16 protein-coding genes are annotated in these 14,784 nt (G+C 59.8%); 14 read left to right on the forward strand and 2 right to left on the reverse strand.

What is annotated here, in order from left to right; translation table 11 throughout:
- The first annotated feature begins 157 nt into the window (after positions 1 to 157).
- The 4 genes from CIK76_RS02725 to rpsN all read left to right on the forward strand — a co-directional run bounded on the left by CIK76_RS02725 (position 158) and on the right by rpsN (position 1,708).
- On the forward strand, positions 158 to 658 hold the full coding sequence (locus tag CIK76_RS02725; protein ID WP_096283267.1) for a MarR family transcriptional regulator: 501 nt from the start codon (positions 158 to 160) through the stop codon (positions 656 to 658).
- 332 nt (positions 659 to 990) lie between these two features.
- A complete protein-coding gene (rpmB, locus tag CIK76_RS02730) occupies positions 991 to 1,227 on the forward strand; it encodes a 50S ribosomal protein L28 (protein ID WP_096283268.1) in 237 nt (78 codons plus the stop codon).
- Between the two features lies 1 nt (position 1,228).
- Positions 1,229 to 1,399: a 50S ribosomal protein L33 gene (gene rpmG, locus CIK76_RS02735; protein WP_022874359.1), complete on the forward strand. Its 171-nt coding sequence runs from the start codon at positions 1,229 to 1,231 to the stop codon at positions 1,397 to 1,399.
- 3 nt (positions 1,400 to 1,402) lie between these two features.
- A complete protein-coding gene (gene rpsN, locus CIK76_RS02740) occupies positions 1,403 to 1,708 on the forward strand; it encodes a 30S ribosomal protein S14 (RefSeq protein ID WP_060702423.1) in 306 nt (101 codons plus the stop codon).
- A 91-nt stretch (positions 1,709 to 1,799) separates the two neighbouring features.
- On the opposite strand, the gene CIK76_RS02745 is transcribed toward rpsN, so the two are convergent.
- Positions 1,800 to 2,408, reverse strand: a complete 609-nt coding sequence (locus CIK76_RS02745; RefSeq protein ID WP_176484063.1) for a DUF1992 domain-containing protein — start codon at positions 2,406 to 2,408, stop codon at positions 1,800 to 1,802.
- 100 nt (positions 2,409 to 2,508) lie between these two features.
- On the opposite strand from CIK76_RS02745, the gene CIK76_RS02750 reads away from it, so the two are divergent.
- The 10 genes from CIK76_RS02750 (at position 2,509) to CIK76_RS02795 (ending at position 13,756) form a co-directional block, all read left to right on the forward strand.
- Positions 2,509 to 3,504, forward strand: a complete 996-nt coding sequence (locus CIK76_RS02750; RefSeq protein ID WP_096283270.1) for an SDR family NAD(P)-dependent oxidoreductase — start codon at positions 2,509 to 2,511, stop codon at positions 3,502 to 3,504.
- A gap of 172 nt (positions 3,505 to 3,676) precedes the next feature.
- Complete coding sequence (locus CIK76_RS02755; RefSeq protein ID WP_096283271.1) at positions 3,677 to 3,961, forward strand: HU family DNA-binding protein; 285 nt, start codon at positions 3,677 to 3,679, stop codon at positions 3,959 to 3,961.
- Between the two features lie 184 nt (positions 3,962 to 4,145).
- Complete coding sequence (locus CIK76_RS02760; protein WP_096283272.1) at positions 4,146 to 4,736, forward strand: hypothetical protein; 591 nt, start codon at positions 4,146 to 4,148, stop codon at positions 4,734 to 4,736.
- A 58-nt stretch (positions 4,737 to 4,794) separates the two neighbouring features.
- Entirely contained in the window at positions 4,795 to 5,397 is a 603-nt protein-coding gene (locus CIK76_RS02765) for a copper resistance protein CopC (protein WP_096283273.1), read from the forward strand.
- Positions 5,398 to 5,556: 159 nt separating this feature from the next.
- On the forward strand, positions 5,557 to 6,105 hold the full coding sequence (locus CIK76_RS02770) for a copper chaperone PCu(A)C (protein WP_096283274.1): 549 nt from the start codon (positions 5,557 to 5,559) through the stop codon (positions 6,103 to 6,105).
- Positions 6,106 to 7,329, forward strand: a complete 1,224-nt coding sequence (locus tag CIK76_RS02775; RefSeq protein WP_096283275.1) for a Dyp-type peroxidase — start codon at positions 6,106 to 6,108, stop codon at positions 7,327 to 7,329.
- Between the two features lie 105 nt (positions 7,330 to 7,434).
- Positions 7,435 to 9,549: a cytochrome c oxidase assembly protein gene (locus tag CIK76_RS02780; protein WP_096283276.1), complete on the forward strand. Its 2,115-nt coding sequence runs from the start codon at positions 7,435 to 7,437 to the stop codon at positions 9,547 to 9,549.
- Positions 9,539 to 10,306 carry a hypothetical protein gene (locus CIK76_RS02785; protein ID WP_096283277.1) on the forward strand — a complete coding sequence of 256 codons (768 nt, stop codon included), beginning with the start codon at positions 9,539 to 9,541 and terminating at the stop codon, positions 10,304 to 10,306. The genes CIK76_RS02780 and CIK76_RS02785 overlap by 11 nt, the downstream gene beginning before the upstream one ends.
- Before the next feature lie 105 nt (positions 10,307 to 10,411).
- Positions 10,412 to 12,328 carry an NHL domain-containing thioredoxin family protein gene (locus tag CIK76_RS02790; protein ID WP_096283278.1) on the forward strand — a complete coding sequence of 639 codons (1,917 nt, stop codon included), beginning with the start codon at positions 10,412 to 10,414 and terminating at the stop codon, positions 12,326 to 12,328.
- 174 nt (positions 12,329 to 12,502) lie between these two features.
- On the forward strand, positions 12,503 to 13,756 hold the full coding sequence (locus CIK76_RS02795; protein WP_096283534.1) for an MFS transporter: 1,254 nt from the start codon (positions 12,503 to 12,505) through the stop codon (positions 13,754 to 13,756).
- Positions 13,757 to 13,763: 7 nt separating this feature from the next.
- Here CIK76_RS02795 and CIK76_RS02800 read toward each other — a convergent pair whose 3' ends face one another.
- Positions 13,764 to 14,765: a hypothetical protein gene (locus CIK76_RS02800; protein WP_096283279.1), complete on the reverse strand. Its 1,002-nt coding sequence runs from the start codon at positions 14,763 to 14,765 to the stop codon at positions 13,764 to 13,766.
- Between the last annotated feature and the right edge of the window lie 19 nt (positions 14,766 to 14,784).

Raw genomic sequence — 14,784 nt, forward strand, 5'->3', positions numbered from 1 at the left:
AAGTCTGGCACCTCGCTGCCACTGACCTGCCGTATTGCCGGAGCAGAGCTGGCCTCGGTATCCGGCAGGGGACAGGGTAGGATTCAACCGATTAGAATATTCCCACAATGTGGTAGCGACTTACTGCGCGTGCGGTAGAGGAATGGTGTGAAAATACATGGGTGAACAGGTCGTCTGGCTTTCTGCTCAAGAGCGAAAGGCCTGGCTGGGGCTGAACACAATGATGTCATTGCTGCCCGCCGCATTAGATTCAGACCTTCAAGGCCTCGAAGGGATCACTCTCTTCGATTACCATATGCTGGCGATGCTCTCCGAGACGCCAGACCGTGAACTGACCATGACCGATCTTGCCGCCCGCACCAGCGCTTCACTGTCGCGCTTGTCCCATGTGGTGAAGAAGCTGGAGAAGCGCGGATGGGTGGTGCGTGCTCAATCTGCCGGAGACGCACGTGTGAAGATCGCCTCATTAACCAAGGAAGGTTGGGACGCGGTGGTCAAGATGGCGCCGCATCACGTCGCCACCGTCCGCGCACTTCTCCTCGAAACCTTGGATGACAAGGACGTTAAGGATCTTGCGAGGATTTCGCGCAAGGTTGTGAAGGTTTTGGACGCGGATCACTGGGTCTTAGAGGATTCCACCTCCGATTTGGCTCCCTGAGCAATCCCAGATATTCTTATAGCGCGTTAATCGCGTGTTTCGTTGTGCCGCCATTTCGGTGGAGCAGCGGGTACGCGTAGCCCGTAATACCGAATATTGCGACCATCTGAGTACGGGGAAATTGCTCAACCGGTTGCAAAGTTCACCGACTTACATACTTTAAGGCTCTTCGGTTGGTTCTCACCCAGCCTGGTTACCTTCCTAGTGTGCAGTATTAACGGTGTTTCACTGGTTGGCGGGGCTCATAACGCACTAAGTGGTGTCGTTATTTCGGTAAAGACACTGCGCGCGAGAACCGCCGAATTTTACTACTAACTAACTAAGGAGTGATCATGGCAGCTGTTTGCCAGGTAACCGGTACTACCCCGGGCTTCGGACATAGCATCTCCCACTCGCACCGTCGCAACAAGCGTCGTTTCGATCCGAACATCCAGAAGAAGCGCTACTGGGTTCCGTCCCTGCGCCGCAACGTGACCTTGACCCTTTCAGTTAAGGGCATCAAGCTCATTGACGTTCGTGGCATCGACGCTGTTGTTGCCGACATGCTTGCGAAGGGTGTGAAGCTCTAATATGGCAAAGAAGGATAAGGACGTACGTCCTATCATCAAGCTGAAGTCGACCGCCGGTACCGGATTCACTTACGTGACCCGCAAGAACCGTCGTAACGATCCAGACCGCATGGTTCTGAAGAAGTACGACCCAGTTGTCCGTAAGCACGTTGAATTCCGAGAGGAGCGCTAAGACATGGCCAAGAAGTCCAAAATCGCAAAGAACGAACAGCGCAAGGTCATCGTCGAGCGTTACGCTGAGAAGCGCCTCGAACTGAAGAAGACCTTGGTTGACCCGAACGCAACCGATGAAGCCCGCGAGGCTGCACGCGTTGGTCTGCAGAAGCTTCCACGCGATGCTTCGCCGATCCGCGTCCGCAACCGCGACTCCATCGACGGCCGTCCGCGTGGTACCTTCCAGAAGTTCGGTATCTCCCGTGTTCGCTTCCGCGACATGGCACACCGTGGTGAGCTTCCGGGCATCACCAAGTCTTCCTGGTAAGCCACAAAGTCTTACGGCTTTAGCTTTCTAGCGCGAATGCCGCCTCAATCCCGCAAGGGTGTGAGGCGGCATTCGTCTTTTAATCCGCCAGCTACTTGCGACGCGACCACCAACGCCTCGGCGTAGCCGTTTGCTGCCTCGGTTCAACATTCTGGACGGTTCGGCGTGCTGTCCAGGCCTGCACCTCGGCCTGGATATCGCGCAGTTTGGTGACCACCGGTGGACCGCCGAGTAACTGGCGGCGAGCGTCGACTATGCGCTGATTAAAATCGGCGAGGTGTTCGCGTACCGCGGCGGTAGTGGGCAGGCTATCTAGGGTCTGGTGTAGTTGTTCGTCTTCAACACGCAAGGTCAAGGCCGGCGGACCGAGACCGGAGAGCTGCTCTCGATGCATCATAGATTTTAACCTCCAGTCTGGATCGGTAGTGGCCGTGATGTGGTCAATATTCTTGCCAGCCAAGGGTAGGTTATCGAACTCTCCGCGAGCGAAAGCCTCATCCAAGGCGCTATTTGCAACTTCCCATGCTTCATCTTGGGCATAATATTGCAGGGGTGTACGCGCCGGTCCGGTGACACTTGGCTTGCCCGTTTTCTCGGCATACTCGTCTACCGGAACCGGCACATCGGAGGCGGCGGCCATTTGATAGCGGGCGGCATTCAACGCTGCGTGCTGTCCCGATTTCTCCGGTTTGCTGCTCACCCTTCCATGGTGGCATCCCCAGCACAGACCGGCAACAGGGCACGGTAGGCTGGGCTGCTGGCACCGCGATCTGCAGGGCAAGGCATAGTAGCGTTGAGCCATGAGCATTGAAGCCCGTGCCGGAACCCTGGACCGCTTAGGCTATGGAACGCCGCACCATGACGTGTACGCCAATCGAGCCCGTTGGGCTGGCCTCGGAGCAGGGAAAGCCGCCGTCGTAACCGGCGCCAATTCCGGCCTTGGATTCTTCACCAGCCTCGCACTGGCAGAAAGCGGCGCCCATGTGGTGCTCGCCTGTCGTAATGAAGCGAAGGCCGAGGTGGCCATGAAAGAGATCCAACGTCGTGTACCCCACGCGAAATTAGAGTATCTTCCCTTCGAAGCCTCATCCCTAGAATCTGCAACGGCACTTGGAAGCATTTTGCGTCATCGGGAGCTAGATATCTTAGTCGCCAATGCCGGGATGATTCGCACCCCGGCAACCCGGGTGGCCGGCAGCCTGGGATACGAGTCAACGATGAGCACAAACTTCTTGGGACACGCCCGACTAGTAGGGGAGCTCGCCGAAAATTTCCGCAGCCGGCCGATGCGTTTGATCGGCCTCGGATCGGTGTCTACGCTGTTGCTGAAAACAGACCCAAATAACTTAGCGCTGGATCACGGCTACCACGCCTATCGGGCCTACGCCCAATCCAAGGCGGCGGTTCAAGCATTCACTCTAGCCATGGACCACCGCCTGAAACAGCTTTCGTGGCCGTCGCGCGCCATCGCGGTACACCCCGGATATTCCATTTCGGGATTGACCCTCCCTGTGCCTGGAATCAACGAACCGCCCTATTTCAAGCGGGTCCGGGACCAAATGCAGGCCAGTTTCGCGCAGGGCAAACATGAAGGTTCGGTATCCCTCGTGGAAGCGGCGCTAAACCCCGGGATACCCGCAAGTCCCCGGGGGATCTATCTTGGTCCGCGGTTCCTCTCAAAAGGCGAATCTTCGCTGGCCAGACCGGCAAAAGTCACTCGACAGAAGCGGCTTATGGACCCCGTTTGGAAGATCTTTATTGAAGCGAATGGAGGGATGGATCCATTCAAAATTTGAGCTTCAGTGAACTTTCACACCATGTAACTTCACCGAATATCGGCAAAAACCGCGGATCTGTGCGCCTACTGTCGGTAATTGCTGGTAAGTTCTCTCAAGTAAGCCCGTGCGAGCGTGCGGCATCCGGCCCCCGGATTGGGGCGGCGGATCACTAGTCCAGGAGGACCACACATTGGCTATGAACCGTAGCGAACTTGTTGCCGCTGTTGCAGCTAAGACCGAAAACTCCCAGGTAGCCGTCAACGGTGTGCTGGATGCGCTGTTCGAAGTTTTCGTTGACCAGATCTCCCAGGGTGAGAAGGTTTCGATCCCAGGTTGGTTGGCCGTGGAGCGCACCGATCGTGCAGCTCGCACCGGGCGTAACCCACAGACCGGTGACGCTATCCAGATCCCAGCTGGCCACTCGGTCAAGCTGACCGCTGGTTCGAAGCTGAAGGCTGCTGTCTCCAAGAAGTAAGTCCCCAGACTTTTGCCGAGGGCCCGATTCTCTTCAAAGAATCGGGTCCTCGCATTCTTTAACGGTGAATGACACCAACCCCTTTGGGACATTGTTCTACCTAGCGTAGAATCGATCTGCAGGGTCAAATACTCCAACTGAACGGTAGCTCTTCGTGCTCAAGGACTTCGGCGCCACTCGCGTAATGCGCGGTTGGCTAGCTGCGAGCCTGTGCACCTGGACGGCATTCGCTGCGCACGCACACAGTGCGCCAACGCGAGCCTCGCTCGTGGTGATGGTTTTGATTACCTGCGTCTCGGCGGTCATCGCTACCTCCATGCTTGGCAAGAAATTCAGTTTGCCAGCTACCAGCATCGTAGTGCTGCTCAGCCAAGGGCTCTATCACCTGGCTCTGTCCGTCATGACTCACCATGCGCCGGCCGCATTGCCGATGACTCAACAACATGCCGGGCACCATCACGGTGCTGAGCTGACAGGAAATATCGCATCACAGTACGGTGCCGTGCAGTCCGATTCGATGCTCTACGCCCACATCTTGGCGGCGGTGACCAGCATTGTCGTATTGCATACCGGCGAACAGCTCTTGGCGATCATTGGTGGCCTGCTGACGTTGAGCACGGTGCGCCACATTCTGGCCCGCGCCCGAAGGCTCGTTCCAGAATTTCCGCAGGCACCAGCGACATTCATCGAACCGGTACTGAACCAAATCTCTGTCCTGCTCCGGCTTCCCGCCCGACGCGGGCCACCTTCCAACGTGTTGACCCTCTTCGCCTAAACGAATCAATACGCTTCGATCGTGCACCGAGGTGCACCGATCATTGGAAGGAAAAATCTTGAAAAACCTTACAAGCCAGCAGTCATCCCGCACGCACCTCGTGCGACTTTCGGCCGCCATGCTCGTGGCATTCTTTGCCGTGTTCAGCAGCATTAGCGCCGCTTCGGCCCACGACCAATTGATCTCCTCGGATCCTGCCAGCGGTTCGACAGTGACCGAATCACCGGAAGAAATCGACTTGGAATTCTCCGGAGTATTGCAGCAGCTTGCTGGAGCGGAAACCAGCGTGGTGGCCTTGAGCTCCGAGGACGGGACAAAGATCGCCAGCGAAGCTACGACCGAGGGCACCAACGTCACAGTGGTACCAGAGACGAATCTGAGCTCGGGAGCGTACACGTTGACCTACCGTGTCGCCTCCTCTGACGGACATCCAATCGAGGACAGCATCTCCTTCACCGTAGACGTGGCAGCGGAAGCCAGCGAGACCGCTAGCGCCTCAGCAAACAACGCGCCGGTGGAATCGGAACCCGCAGACCAGCAGCCTGAGCCGATTCAGGAACTCGGCTCACAGGTGAACCCGATTATTTGGGTCGTGCTTGGTGTGGTGATCCTCGGTGCTGCCATTGCGGTACTGGTGAAATTCACTCGCCAGAATAAGTAGGCCGCAGCGCCCCACGCGCAACAGCATCCACCTTTATGAGATCTTCGCAAGGCGAGGTGAGCCAGAGTAATACCGGCTGACCGATCGCGCGCATTTGCGCGCCCGATTCGCCGACCCTGCTGGATCAAGCCTTGCGAGCTAGCGAAAGCTGACACACCAATGAAGTATTTCAAGCTCACCGCCGCTCTTGCCGCGGCCACCACGTTACTGCTGACCGGTTGCGCTCAAGAACCCGCGAGCACAGCACCACAAAGCTCTACCGAGCAGGTGCCGGACACCCAGGCAGAAAATCTGCGAACGAATGAGACCTGGGCTAAAGCCGCCGAGCATGGCATGAGCGCCGCGTTCGGCGAATTGCGCAACGAAGGCGACTCAACGCTGGAACTGGAGTCTGTCACCGATAAAACTCACGGCACGGTGATAGAAATCCATGACACGCAGGGCCAAGGCGCCGAAGCGCGGATGGCGCAGCACGAAGGTGCATTGCTCATCAAGCCAGCCGAAGAAGTGGTTTTGGCTCCCGGCGGCACGCACTTCATGTACATGGATTTGAAGACCGAGCTGATTGCCTCGCAAACCTCCACGCTGGAACTGAACTTCAGCGATGGCTCCAGCGCTGAAGTGCAGTTCCCGATACGCAACTTCAGCGGCGCCAACGAAAGCTACCACGGGTCGTCCGAAGAGCATGCTGAACACGAGGGCCACTAGATGGGAGCGGCTAATGTCCAACCGACTAGGCGCGTAGTACTCGGTGGTTCGGCCGCCGCAGCCATTGGCGGCGTCTTTGCGGGCTTCGGCGCTGGGCGCGCTACCGCCGCCGAGAACGGTGGTGCCGAGCCAAAGGCAACCGACGCTGCGCACAACCCGCGATTCCAACCTTTCCACGGTAAATATCAAGCGGGTATCCTCACGGAACCGCAGGCTCATGCGGAATTCCTCGGATTCAACATGCACCTTGACGGGCTGGACCGCTCCGAGCGGATCGAACGGATTCGTTCGATCCTCAAAATGCTGACCGCGGACGCCCAGCGGCTGATGTCAGGTAGGGGAGTGCTTGCGGATACCGAACCGGAAATGTCGCATGCGGCAACCGATTTGACCGTGACGGTGGGAATCGGCCAAAGCATCTTGGAAGTTCTCGGGCATGACTCCGCGGTCTTGGGAAAGCTTCCGGCCTTCGCGGGAGAGAAACTCGACGCGCGCTACGGCCAGAGCGATCTGCTCATTCAATGCTGTGCTCAAGATCCGACCGTGCTGCACCATGCGGTACGTGCACTGCGTAAGAATCTACGTGGAATTACCGAACCCGCCTTTGCCCAAAGCGGTTTCATGCACGCGGCTCACCCCTTACGCCAAGGCCAGGGATTCCGAAACCTGTTCGGACAACTCGACGGGATCAACAATCCCACCGGGGAGGCGCGCGAATTAGCGGTGTTTGGCGATGCCCAGGAGCCGAGCTGGATCGCCGGCGGCACCACCTTGGTGCTTCGCCGGATCGAAATGAATCTGGACAAGTGGGACGAGGTGGATCGGGCCGGTCGCGACTTCGCTCTGGGGCGACGGCAAAGCGACGGCTCTCCGCTATCCGGGACGAAGCCAACGGATCCGGTGGATCTGCAAGCGGTCGACGGCATGGGGCTGCCTGCTGTTGCGGCTCATGCCCACGTGGCCAGAGCGAAACCGGAAACGGCTGATGAGGTACTGTGGCGCCGCGGCTATAACTACCACGAGACTCAGAGCTCGGGGTTGTTATTCGCTTCGTACCAGCGCGACCCGAGGCGCAGTTTTGTGCCGGTCCAACGCCGCCTGGCGCAAGTCGATGCGCTCAATGAATGGATTACCCACGTGGGCTCGGCGTTGTACGCAATCCTCCCCGGGGTCGCGGAAGGCAAATATTTGGGGGAAGGCCTATTCTCCCAAATTGAGCAGTAGGAGCACTACCAAGCGGGGAGGCGGTGTGAGATGCACCGCCTCACCGGCCCAAAACCACTACCCGATTCAAAGCCGGGTAAATGCAAGTGAGATGATGGAGAGGTTATGGCCACTCAAACTCCAAAGCCACCGGCGACCAGGTCGGCACCGCAGCAACCCTCCATATCGCGATATCTGCTACCGGCAATCCCGGTTATGGCGCTGGTCTTCCTCGGTGCGGCGCTATTCACCGGAATCGCCACTCCCAGCGAGCTCGCAGACCCCGGGGCCTTCGTGCGTTGGGCGTTGCCCATCTCCCGAGCGATCCACCACAGCTCCATGGCAATCACCATCGCCGCGCTCATCTTTGCCGCGGTCATACTTCCCCGCAGCACTAAGGTCCGGCGCCCCAGCGTCGAAGACGGGCGAGTAGAAGTGGGCCAGAGCCATCCGGCTTTCAACCGCGCGATGAACATTGCCGCCGGCGCTGGTGTGGTGTGGACCCTCGCGGCCGCTACCGTGCTGCTGCTGACCTTCTGGGACCTTGCCGGTGTGCCGATGAACCTCGACGCGAGCTATACCGCAGCAATTCTTGACTACATTCTGCAGTTGGCCACCGGCCGGGCCTGGGCTTGGATGATCGTCATCGCGGCGATCACCAGTTCCCTGGCCCTGGCAATTCGTTCGCACACCGGGGTGGGGCTGGCCGCGGTGTTCTCGCTCTTCGGCATTGTCCCCATGGCATTTATCGGCCACGCCGCCGGCGGAGATGACCACTACGGCGCGGTGAATTCCATTGCCCTGCACCTGCTTGCTGTGGTCATCTGGTTCGGTGGCATCGTGGTGCTGGCCTTGCTGTCGCCGACGCTGACTTCTGCCGCCCCCGGACGCTTCGAAACCCGTCCGGTGCTTGCCGGGCTGGTGCTCAGGCGTTTCTCCGCCTTGGCAACGGTCGCCATTGTCTTGATGGCGGGATCCGGTCTGGCCTCTGCAACGATCCGCATCACCGAGCCGGACCAATGGCTTTCGAGCTACGGGCTCGTGGTGATCGCCAAGGTGGGCTTGACTCTGGCACTTGGTTTCCTAGGCTTCATGCACCGCCGAAACGTCATTCCGCAACTGCTGGCCGGGAAACTCACGGCACTCAATGCGGCTTGGCGTGTGGTGCTGGCCGAATTCATCCTGATGGGCGCCACGATGTCGCTGGCTACGGTGCTGGCACGGACCGCTCCGCCCACCGATGACCAGCCCCCGGTGGAGGCCACCCCCGCACGGCTGCTGACCGGCTATGAACTTCCAGCGCCGCCGACCACTGCCAGCTGGTTCACCGTCTGGCGCCTGGATTGGCTGTGGGTTGCGGTGTGCTTCTTCCTGCTGGCCTTCTACCTCTGGGCGTTTATCATCCTGCGTCGCCGCGGAGATAAGCCAAGCTTCCCGCGGCTGTTCAGCTGGATCATCGGCTTGGTGGTGCTGTTCTACATCACCAGTGGTGCGCTGGCCGTCTATGGCAAGGTGCAGTTCTCGGTCCATATGGTCGACCACATGTCGCTGACCATGATCGCGCCGATCTTCCTGGTGCTCGGAACCCCGATCACCCTGGCCCTGCAGGTGCTTGGTTCACGAACCGATGGAACGCGTGGACCCCGCGAATGGATCTTGTGGGCGGTGCACTCGAAGTATTCGGCTGTGGTCACCCATCCGATCTTCGCCGCGGTGATGTTCGCCGGTTCGATTGTCGTTTTCTACTTCACCCCGATCCTGGAAATCGCGATGAGGTACCACGCGGGGCACGAACTGATGAACGTGCATTTCCTGCTCACCGGCTATATCTTCGCGCTGTCGCTGGTCGACGCGGACCCGATCCCCAAGCGCTACCCGTACCCGATGCGACTGATCGTGCTCCTAGCCACCGTCGCCTTCCATGCCTTCTTCGGAGTGGCGCTGATGGGCAACGAAAACCTGCTGGCTCCGGATTGGTACGGCAATATGGGGCGTACCTGGGGTGGCACCGCGATGGAGGATCAAGTGGTGGGCGCCGGGGCGATGTGGGCCATTGGAGAGGTGCCAACCTTAGTTTTGGCCATGCTCGTGGTGGTTTCCTGGCTGCGCCAAGACAAGAAGGACACCAAGCGATATGACCGCCAGGCTGACCGTGACGGAGATGCCGAACTGGCAGCCTACAACGAGATGTTTGCGAAGATGAAGCAGCAAGATGCAAAGGGAGAATATCGTGGCCGCTAAGGTATGGAAGCTGACCGCCGGAATGCTGGCCGGGGCACTGCTATTTTCCTCCTGCTCGGCTCAGGAAACGGGCACCGAAATGCCTGATGACCTCACGCACCAAAAAGCCACCGAGCAACCGAGCGAATCCGCCAAGGATCCAGCACCATCGGACTCCGCGGAAGCCGAACTGACTAAGGCGCAGGTGGTTGCCTCCACCGGTGCGGTGATGGCAGCGACCCTGGGTTTCCCGAACTCACGTCAGATCACCGCGGAAGAGCTCAAGGGCCTCGCGGTCGCCCCGACCGACACGCTGAAGGGTGTGGTCGTGCTGCCCGCGCAGTGCTCGGAACCGGTCGAAGAGCTGAACTGGTCCCCGGCGCAGCTGGGCACCGAGGTTGCGCGCACCGACTTCACCAATGAGGCGCAGAACATTGCCGGATCCATCGAAGTCGCCGAGGTGAAGAATCGCGAGAAGCTGGAGGATCACTACCGCACCGTGTTGGAGATCCGCACCGAATGCGAGAGCGTGAAACTCAATGGACCGGAATACACCGAGACGCTGAAGTTCTCCAGCCCCGGAATATCCGAGGTTGAGTCTCAGTTGTACTACACACGCACCGGAGATTCCGCGAACGCCCGCGAATCGCTGGTGCTATTGCAGAGCAAGGGAGACTATGTGGTGATGGTTTCATTCATGTCCACCGCTTCGCTGGCCGAGCAAGAATTCAACGACGTAGCCAAGACCATCATGGACACCGCGACCGCCCAGCTCTAAACGGCTTAGCATCGCTTCATACTGTTCTGCGGTGCAGGGCTAGTGGCAGATAATTGAAATCTCACTGTCGCATCTAGATAGTGAAGTCGCCTTGAAAGGACAATCATGAGTGCAACTTCCGACTCGGTACGCGCAAACTACAAGGTCAGGGCCAGCGAACTGGTGGGCCGCAACTGGCTGAATACCGGCGGAGAACAACTGAATCTCGAAGCCCTGCGCGGCAAGATTGTCCTTCTGGATTTTTGGACCTTCTGCTGCATCAACTGCCTGCATGTGCTGGACGAGCTGCGTCCGTTGGAAGCGGAGTACTCCGATGTCCTAGTCACCGTAGGCGTGCACTCGCCAAAGTTTGAGCACGAGGCAGACCCGGAGGCGCTCGCCGCCGCGGTGGAACGCTACGAAATCCACCACCCGGTGCTTGACGATCCAGAGCTTGTCACCTGGCAGGCCTACGGCGCTCGCGCCTGGCCGACGCTGGTGGTGCTCGATCCCGAGGGCTACATCGTGGCGCACCTTTCCGGGGAGGGCCATGCCCAGGGGCTGGGCTCTCTGGTCGACGAACTCGTGGCAGAGCATGAGGCCAAGGGAACCCTGCACCGCGGCGACGGACCCTACGTGGCGCCCGAGGCCCGCGAAGGGGATCTGCGTTTTCCGGGCAAGGCAATCGCCTTGGAGAACGGGAACTTCCTGGTCGGCGATTCCGGACACCACCGCCTCGTGGAGCTGGGCAATGACCTGAGCACCGTGGTGCGCACCATCGGCGCCGGGGTCAAAGGCTATGCCGATGGCGATGCGGATACCGCACAGTTCAACGAACTGCAGGGCCTGACCATACTGCCGGCGGAACTCGCCGCGAAGGTCGGCTACGACGTGATCGTCGCCGATACCGTCAACCACCGGCTGCGCTCGGTCAATTTGAGCACCGGGGCGGTCGGAACCGTTGCAGGCAATGGAGTGCAGCGCCTCTTGGACGCGGAGAACGCCCGCCAAGAGCAGCAGCCTACCGAGCTTGGCACCGACGCGTTGAACATCTCGCTGTCCTCGCCCTGGGACGTGCTCTACCACCCCTCGGGCAAGGTCATCATCGCGATGGCCGGCACGCACCAGATCTTCTCCTTCGACCCGGTCACCAGCGCGGTTGATGTCTTCGCCGGCAGCGGCCTGGAAGGCCTGTCCGACGGCAAGCCGCTCGAAGCGTGGTTTGCCCAGTCCTCGGGTTTGACCTTGGACACGAATGACGATGTGTGGATCGCCGACTCGGAGACCAGCGCCCTGCGCCGGTTGGAAATCGACGCGCAGGGCAACGCTGTCGCGGTGCACACCGCGATTGGCGCGGGACTCTTCGACTTCGGTTTCCGCGATGGCGAAGCCGAGCAGGCTCGCCTGCAGCACCCGCTGGGCGTGACCGCATTGCCAGATGGTTCGATTGCGGTGGCCGACTCCTACAATGGTGCGGTGCGCCGGTTCGACCCGGTGACCGGTATGGTTTCGACTTTGGCCAAGGGGCTGAAGGAACCTGCAGACGTGTTGCTGGACGATTCGGTGGACGGGGCCCCGGTGCTGCTGGTTGTGGAGACCAACACCCACCAGCTGATCCGCATCCCGGTTCCTGCCGAGGCGCTAGTGGTAGACGAGGGCGCGAGCCAGACCCAGCGTCCCAAGACCAAGGTGCAGTCCGGGAACCACGAGATCCTGGTGCGTTTCGCGGCGCCGAAGGGCCAGAAGCTCGATGACCGTTGGGGCGACCCGACACAGCTGAAGATCTCGGCCAGCCCCGAAGAGCTGATCCTCGAAGGTTCCGGTACCTCGGTGGGGCTGACGCGCACCTTGGTGCTGAACCCTGAAATTGCCGACGGCGTCCTGCATATCACCGCACGTGCAGCGGCCTGCGATGGCGAGCCCGGCGGCGAGATCCCAGATCATGCCGCGTGCCACCTGTACCAGCAGGATTGGGGCATCCCGGTAGAACTCGATGCCGGCGGCGATAACGAATTATTGCTTGATCTGCGCGGCGTGAACTAGCAATCATGCACTCAGCTCGGGGCGCACCAAGTATGGCTTGGTGCGCCCCGAGTATTTAAGTGACAGGAAATTGAGGAAACCTCACCAATTTTTCGGTACCCGGTCGCTAGACTGGATGCCGACGGGAGGAGTCGAAACATCTGGTGTTCGGCTAATTAATTCGTGGCAAATAAGATGTTCCGGGCACTGGAAGTGCCGAACTATCGTTTATGGGTTATCGGTGCGCTCGTTTCAAATATCGGCACCTGGATGCAACGTGTGGCCCAAGACTGGCTGGTGCTCACCGAGCTGACCGATCATGACGGGGTGGCCACCGGTATCACCACCGGCCTGCAGTTCCTGCCCATCTTGCTCCTCGGCCCCTACGCCGGCCTGGTTGCCGATCGGTATGACAAACGCAAGGTCCTGCTCGCAACCCAGACCTTTATGGGCCTCTGCGCGCTGGTGCTGGGCACCTTGGTCATCACCGGAACGGTCCAGCTGTGGCATGTCTATGTCCTTGCCACCCTGCTAGGCATCGGATCGGCCTTTGACGCCCCCGCCCGTCAGGCATTCGTCTCCGAGATTGTGCCCGGCACTCATCTGACAAACGCGGTGGCGTTGAACAGCGCCAACTTCAACCTTGCCAGGCTCGCGGGACCGGGCATTGCCGGTGCGGTGATCGCCTTGGTCGGGACCGGCCCGGCCTTCCTGCTCAACGGTTTGTCTTTCTTGGCGGTGCTGTTCTCGCTGAGCACCATGAAAGTCTCCGAACTGAGCCAGTCCAAACCCGTGGCTCGCGCCAAGGGGCAGGTGCGTGAGGGATTCAACTACGTTAAAAACCGCAAGGACCTGCTGCTGATCTTTGCCATGGCTTTTGTCATTGGCACCTTCGGGCTGAACTTCCAGATGACCAACGCGATGATGGCCGCCGAAGTGTTCGGGGTGGGCGCCGCAGAATACGGAATCCTGGGCAGCATTATGGCGGTCGGCACCTTCGCCGGCGCCTTGCTGGCGGCACGTCGCTCGAGGCCACGCTGGCGTTTCGTGATCGGTGGCGGCATCGCCTTCGGTGCGACCGCATTGCTCTCGGCGTTCATGCCGCACTATCTGCTCTTCGCCGCGAGCCTGGTCCTCGTCGGGTTGAGCGCGCTGACCTTCCTCAACAGCTGCAACACCATGGTGCAGACCTCCGTCTCGCCACAGTACCGGGCCAGAGTTCTGGCGCTTTATCTGATGGTGGTGCAAGGCGGAACGCCCCTAGGCGCCCCGCTGGTGGGTTGGCTCGCCGAGCTGCTGGGCGTGCGCGCAGCAGTGGCATTCGGCGCGGTGCTTTCGCTGCTGGTCAGCGTCGTCGCTCTGCTGGTTTGGCAGCGCTTCCGTCCCGACGCGGTGCCATTGCGCACCCAGTTCAGAGAACTCGTACCGGTTCGCAAACGACGAGGCTAATCCGGACTTATTCCTCGGTGCCTGCTACCGGAACCACGCTGACTTCGGAGGTGCTGGTGGTCAGCTGGGCGGTGAAGGAGAACTGCTCATTCACGGTCTTCTTCTCCAGCGTACCGGTACGCAGATCCTGCTCGGTCAACGACAATTTTGCGGTCACTTTCAACGGGCTGAGCACCCACGCGCCATTGTAGTAATTGACTTCAATGGTCGGGTACTTCGCGATGGACCACTCGATGGTCTCGGGGTTCACCCGTGAGGGAGTGTGATAGGCGAAGGGGCAGCCCGAAGGCATCAGCACCTGCTGCGCGGCGCATTCATTGAGGTAGGTGCGTACCTTGGAGTTGACCTGAGCAATAAATTCCTTGGTCGGCTGCGTCTTCAAGGAAATTTCCACCGGTTCCTTGGCAGGACCGGTCACCACGACTCCACGGGTGTCGGCCTCGAAGTTCTTGGTGCTGAAGCTCGCGTCGGTAATCGAGGGGTAGAACACCGGCAGGGTGCTCACCCCCTTGACCAGAGGGATCTTCTGATCATTGACGGCGACCTCGTTGACGGTATTGGCCTTGACCCGCACCGTAGGGAGCATCACCGGTTCAAAGGACCACTGGTCGAAGAACAGCCAGGACTTGCCGGTGCGGCGCAGGGTATAGGTGGATTCCTGTTCGACACCGTCGGCCTTGTACTTGGCGGTGACCGTATGCAAATCCGGGTCGTTCTCGGAAGAATCGGCCTTCTGCGCGTCGAATTCGGTAATCCCCGCTTGGGTGCGTTTGAGCACCTCACCGTCGAGTGCCACGGCGTCGCCCTGGGGAACTTGGGCTCCCATTAGGCCAAGTGCCTCGGCGCCTTCACCGGCAAGCAGATGCTTGTGCAACGACTCGACCGCGTGCTCTGCTGAGAACAGCGTGCGGTTGGCAACGAGGGCGCTAGTTACCGCCAGTGCAACGATGATGATGGCCGCAGTTGCCCAGCGCAGGGCGAGGCGCGGCACGGAGATACGAGATTTCATTATTAATCAGGCTAGCGGG

It is taken from the genome of Glutamicibacter sp. BW80 (assembly GCF_002332385.1).
In the GTDB taxonomy this organism is placed as follows: domain Bacteria; phylum Actinomycetota; class Actinomycetes; order Actinomycetales; family Micrococcaceae; genus Glutamicibacter.

Bases quoted from the DNA above. Each gene is read 5' to 3' on its own strand.
- CIK76_RS02725 (WP_096283267.1), top strand. From the start codon at position 158: ATGGGTGAACAGGTCGTCTGGCTTTCTGCTCAAGAGCGAAAGGCCTGG.
- rpmB (WP_096283268.1), top strand. From the start codon at position 991: ATGGCAGCTGTTTGCCAGGTAACCGGTACTACCCCGGGCTTCGGACAT.
- rpmG (WP_022874359.1), top strand. From the start codon at position 1,229: ATGGCAAAGAAGGATAAGGACGTACGTCCTATCATCAAGCTGAAGTCG.
- rpsN (WP_060702423.1), top strand. From the start codon at position 1,403: ATGGCCAAGAAGTCCAAAATCGCAAAGAACGAACAGCGCAAGGTCATC.
- CIK76_RS02750 (WP_096283270.1), top strand. From the start codon at position 2,509: ATGAGCATTGAAGCCCGTGCCGGAACCCTGGACCGCTTAGGCTATGGA.
- CIK76_RS02760 (WP_096283272.1), top strand. From the start codon at position 4,146: ATGCGCGGTTGGCTAGCTGCGAGCCTGTGCACCTGGACGGCATTCGCT.
- CIK76_RS02770 (WP_096283274.1), top strand. From the start codon at position 5,557: ATGAAGTATTTCAAGCTCACCGCCGCTCTTGCCGCGGCCACCACGTTA.
- CIK76_RS02775 (WP_096283275.1), top strand. From the start codon at position 6,106: ATGGGAGCGGCTAATGTCCAACCGACTAGGCGCGTAGTACTCGGTGGT.
- CIK76_RS02780 (WP_096283276.1), top strand. From the start codon at position 7,435: ATGGCCACTCAAACTCCAAAGCCACCGGCGACCAGGTCGGCACCGCAG.
- CIK76_RS02790 (WP_096283278.1), top strand. From the start codon at position 10,412: ATGAGTGCAACTTCCGACTCGGTACGCGCAAACTACAAGGTCAGGGCC.
- CIK76_RS02795 (WP_096283534.1), top strand. From the start codon at position 12,503: ATGTTCCGGGCACTGGAAGTGCCGAACTATCGTTTATGGGTTATCGGT.
- CIK76_RS02800 (WP_096283279.1), bottom strand. From the start codon at position 14,765: ATGAAATCTCGTATCTCCGTGCCGCGCCTCGCCCTGCGCTGGGCAACT.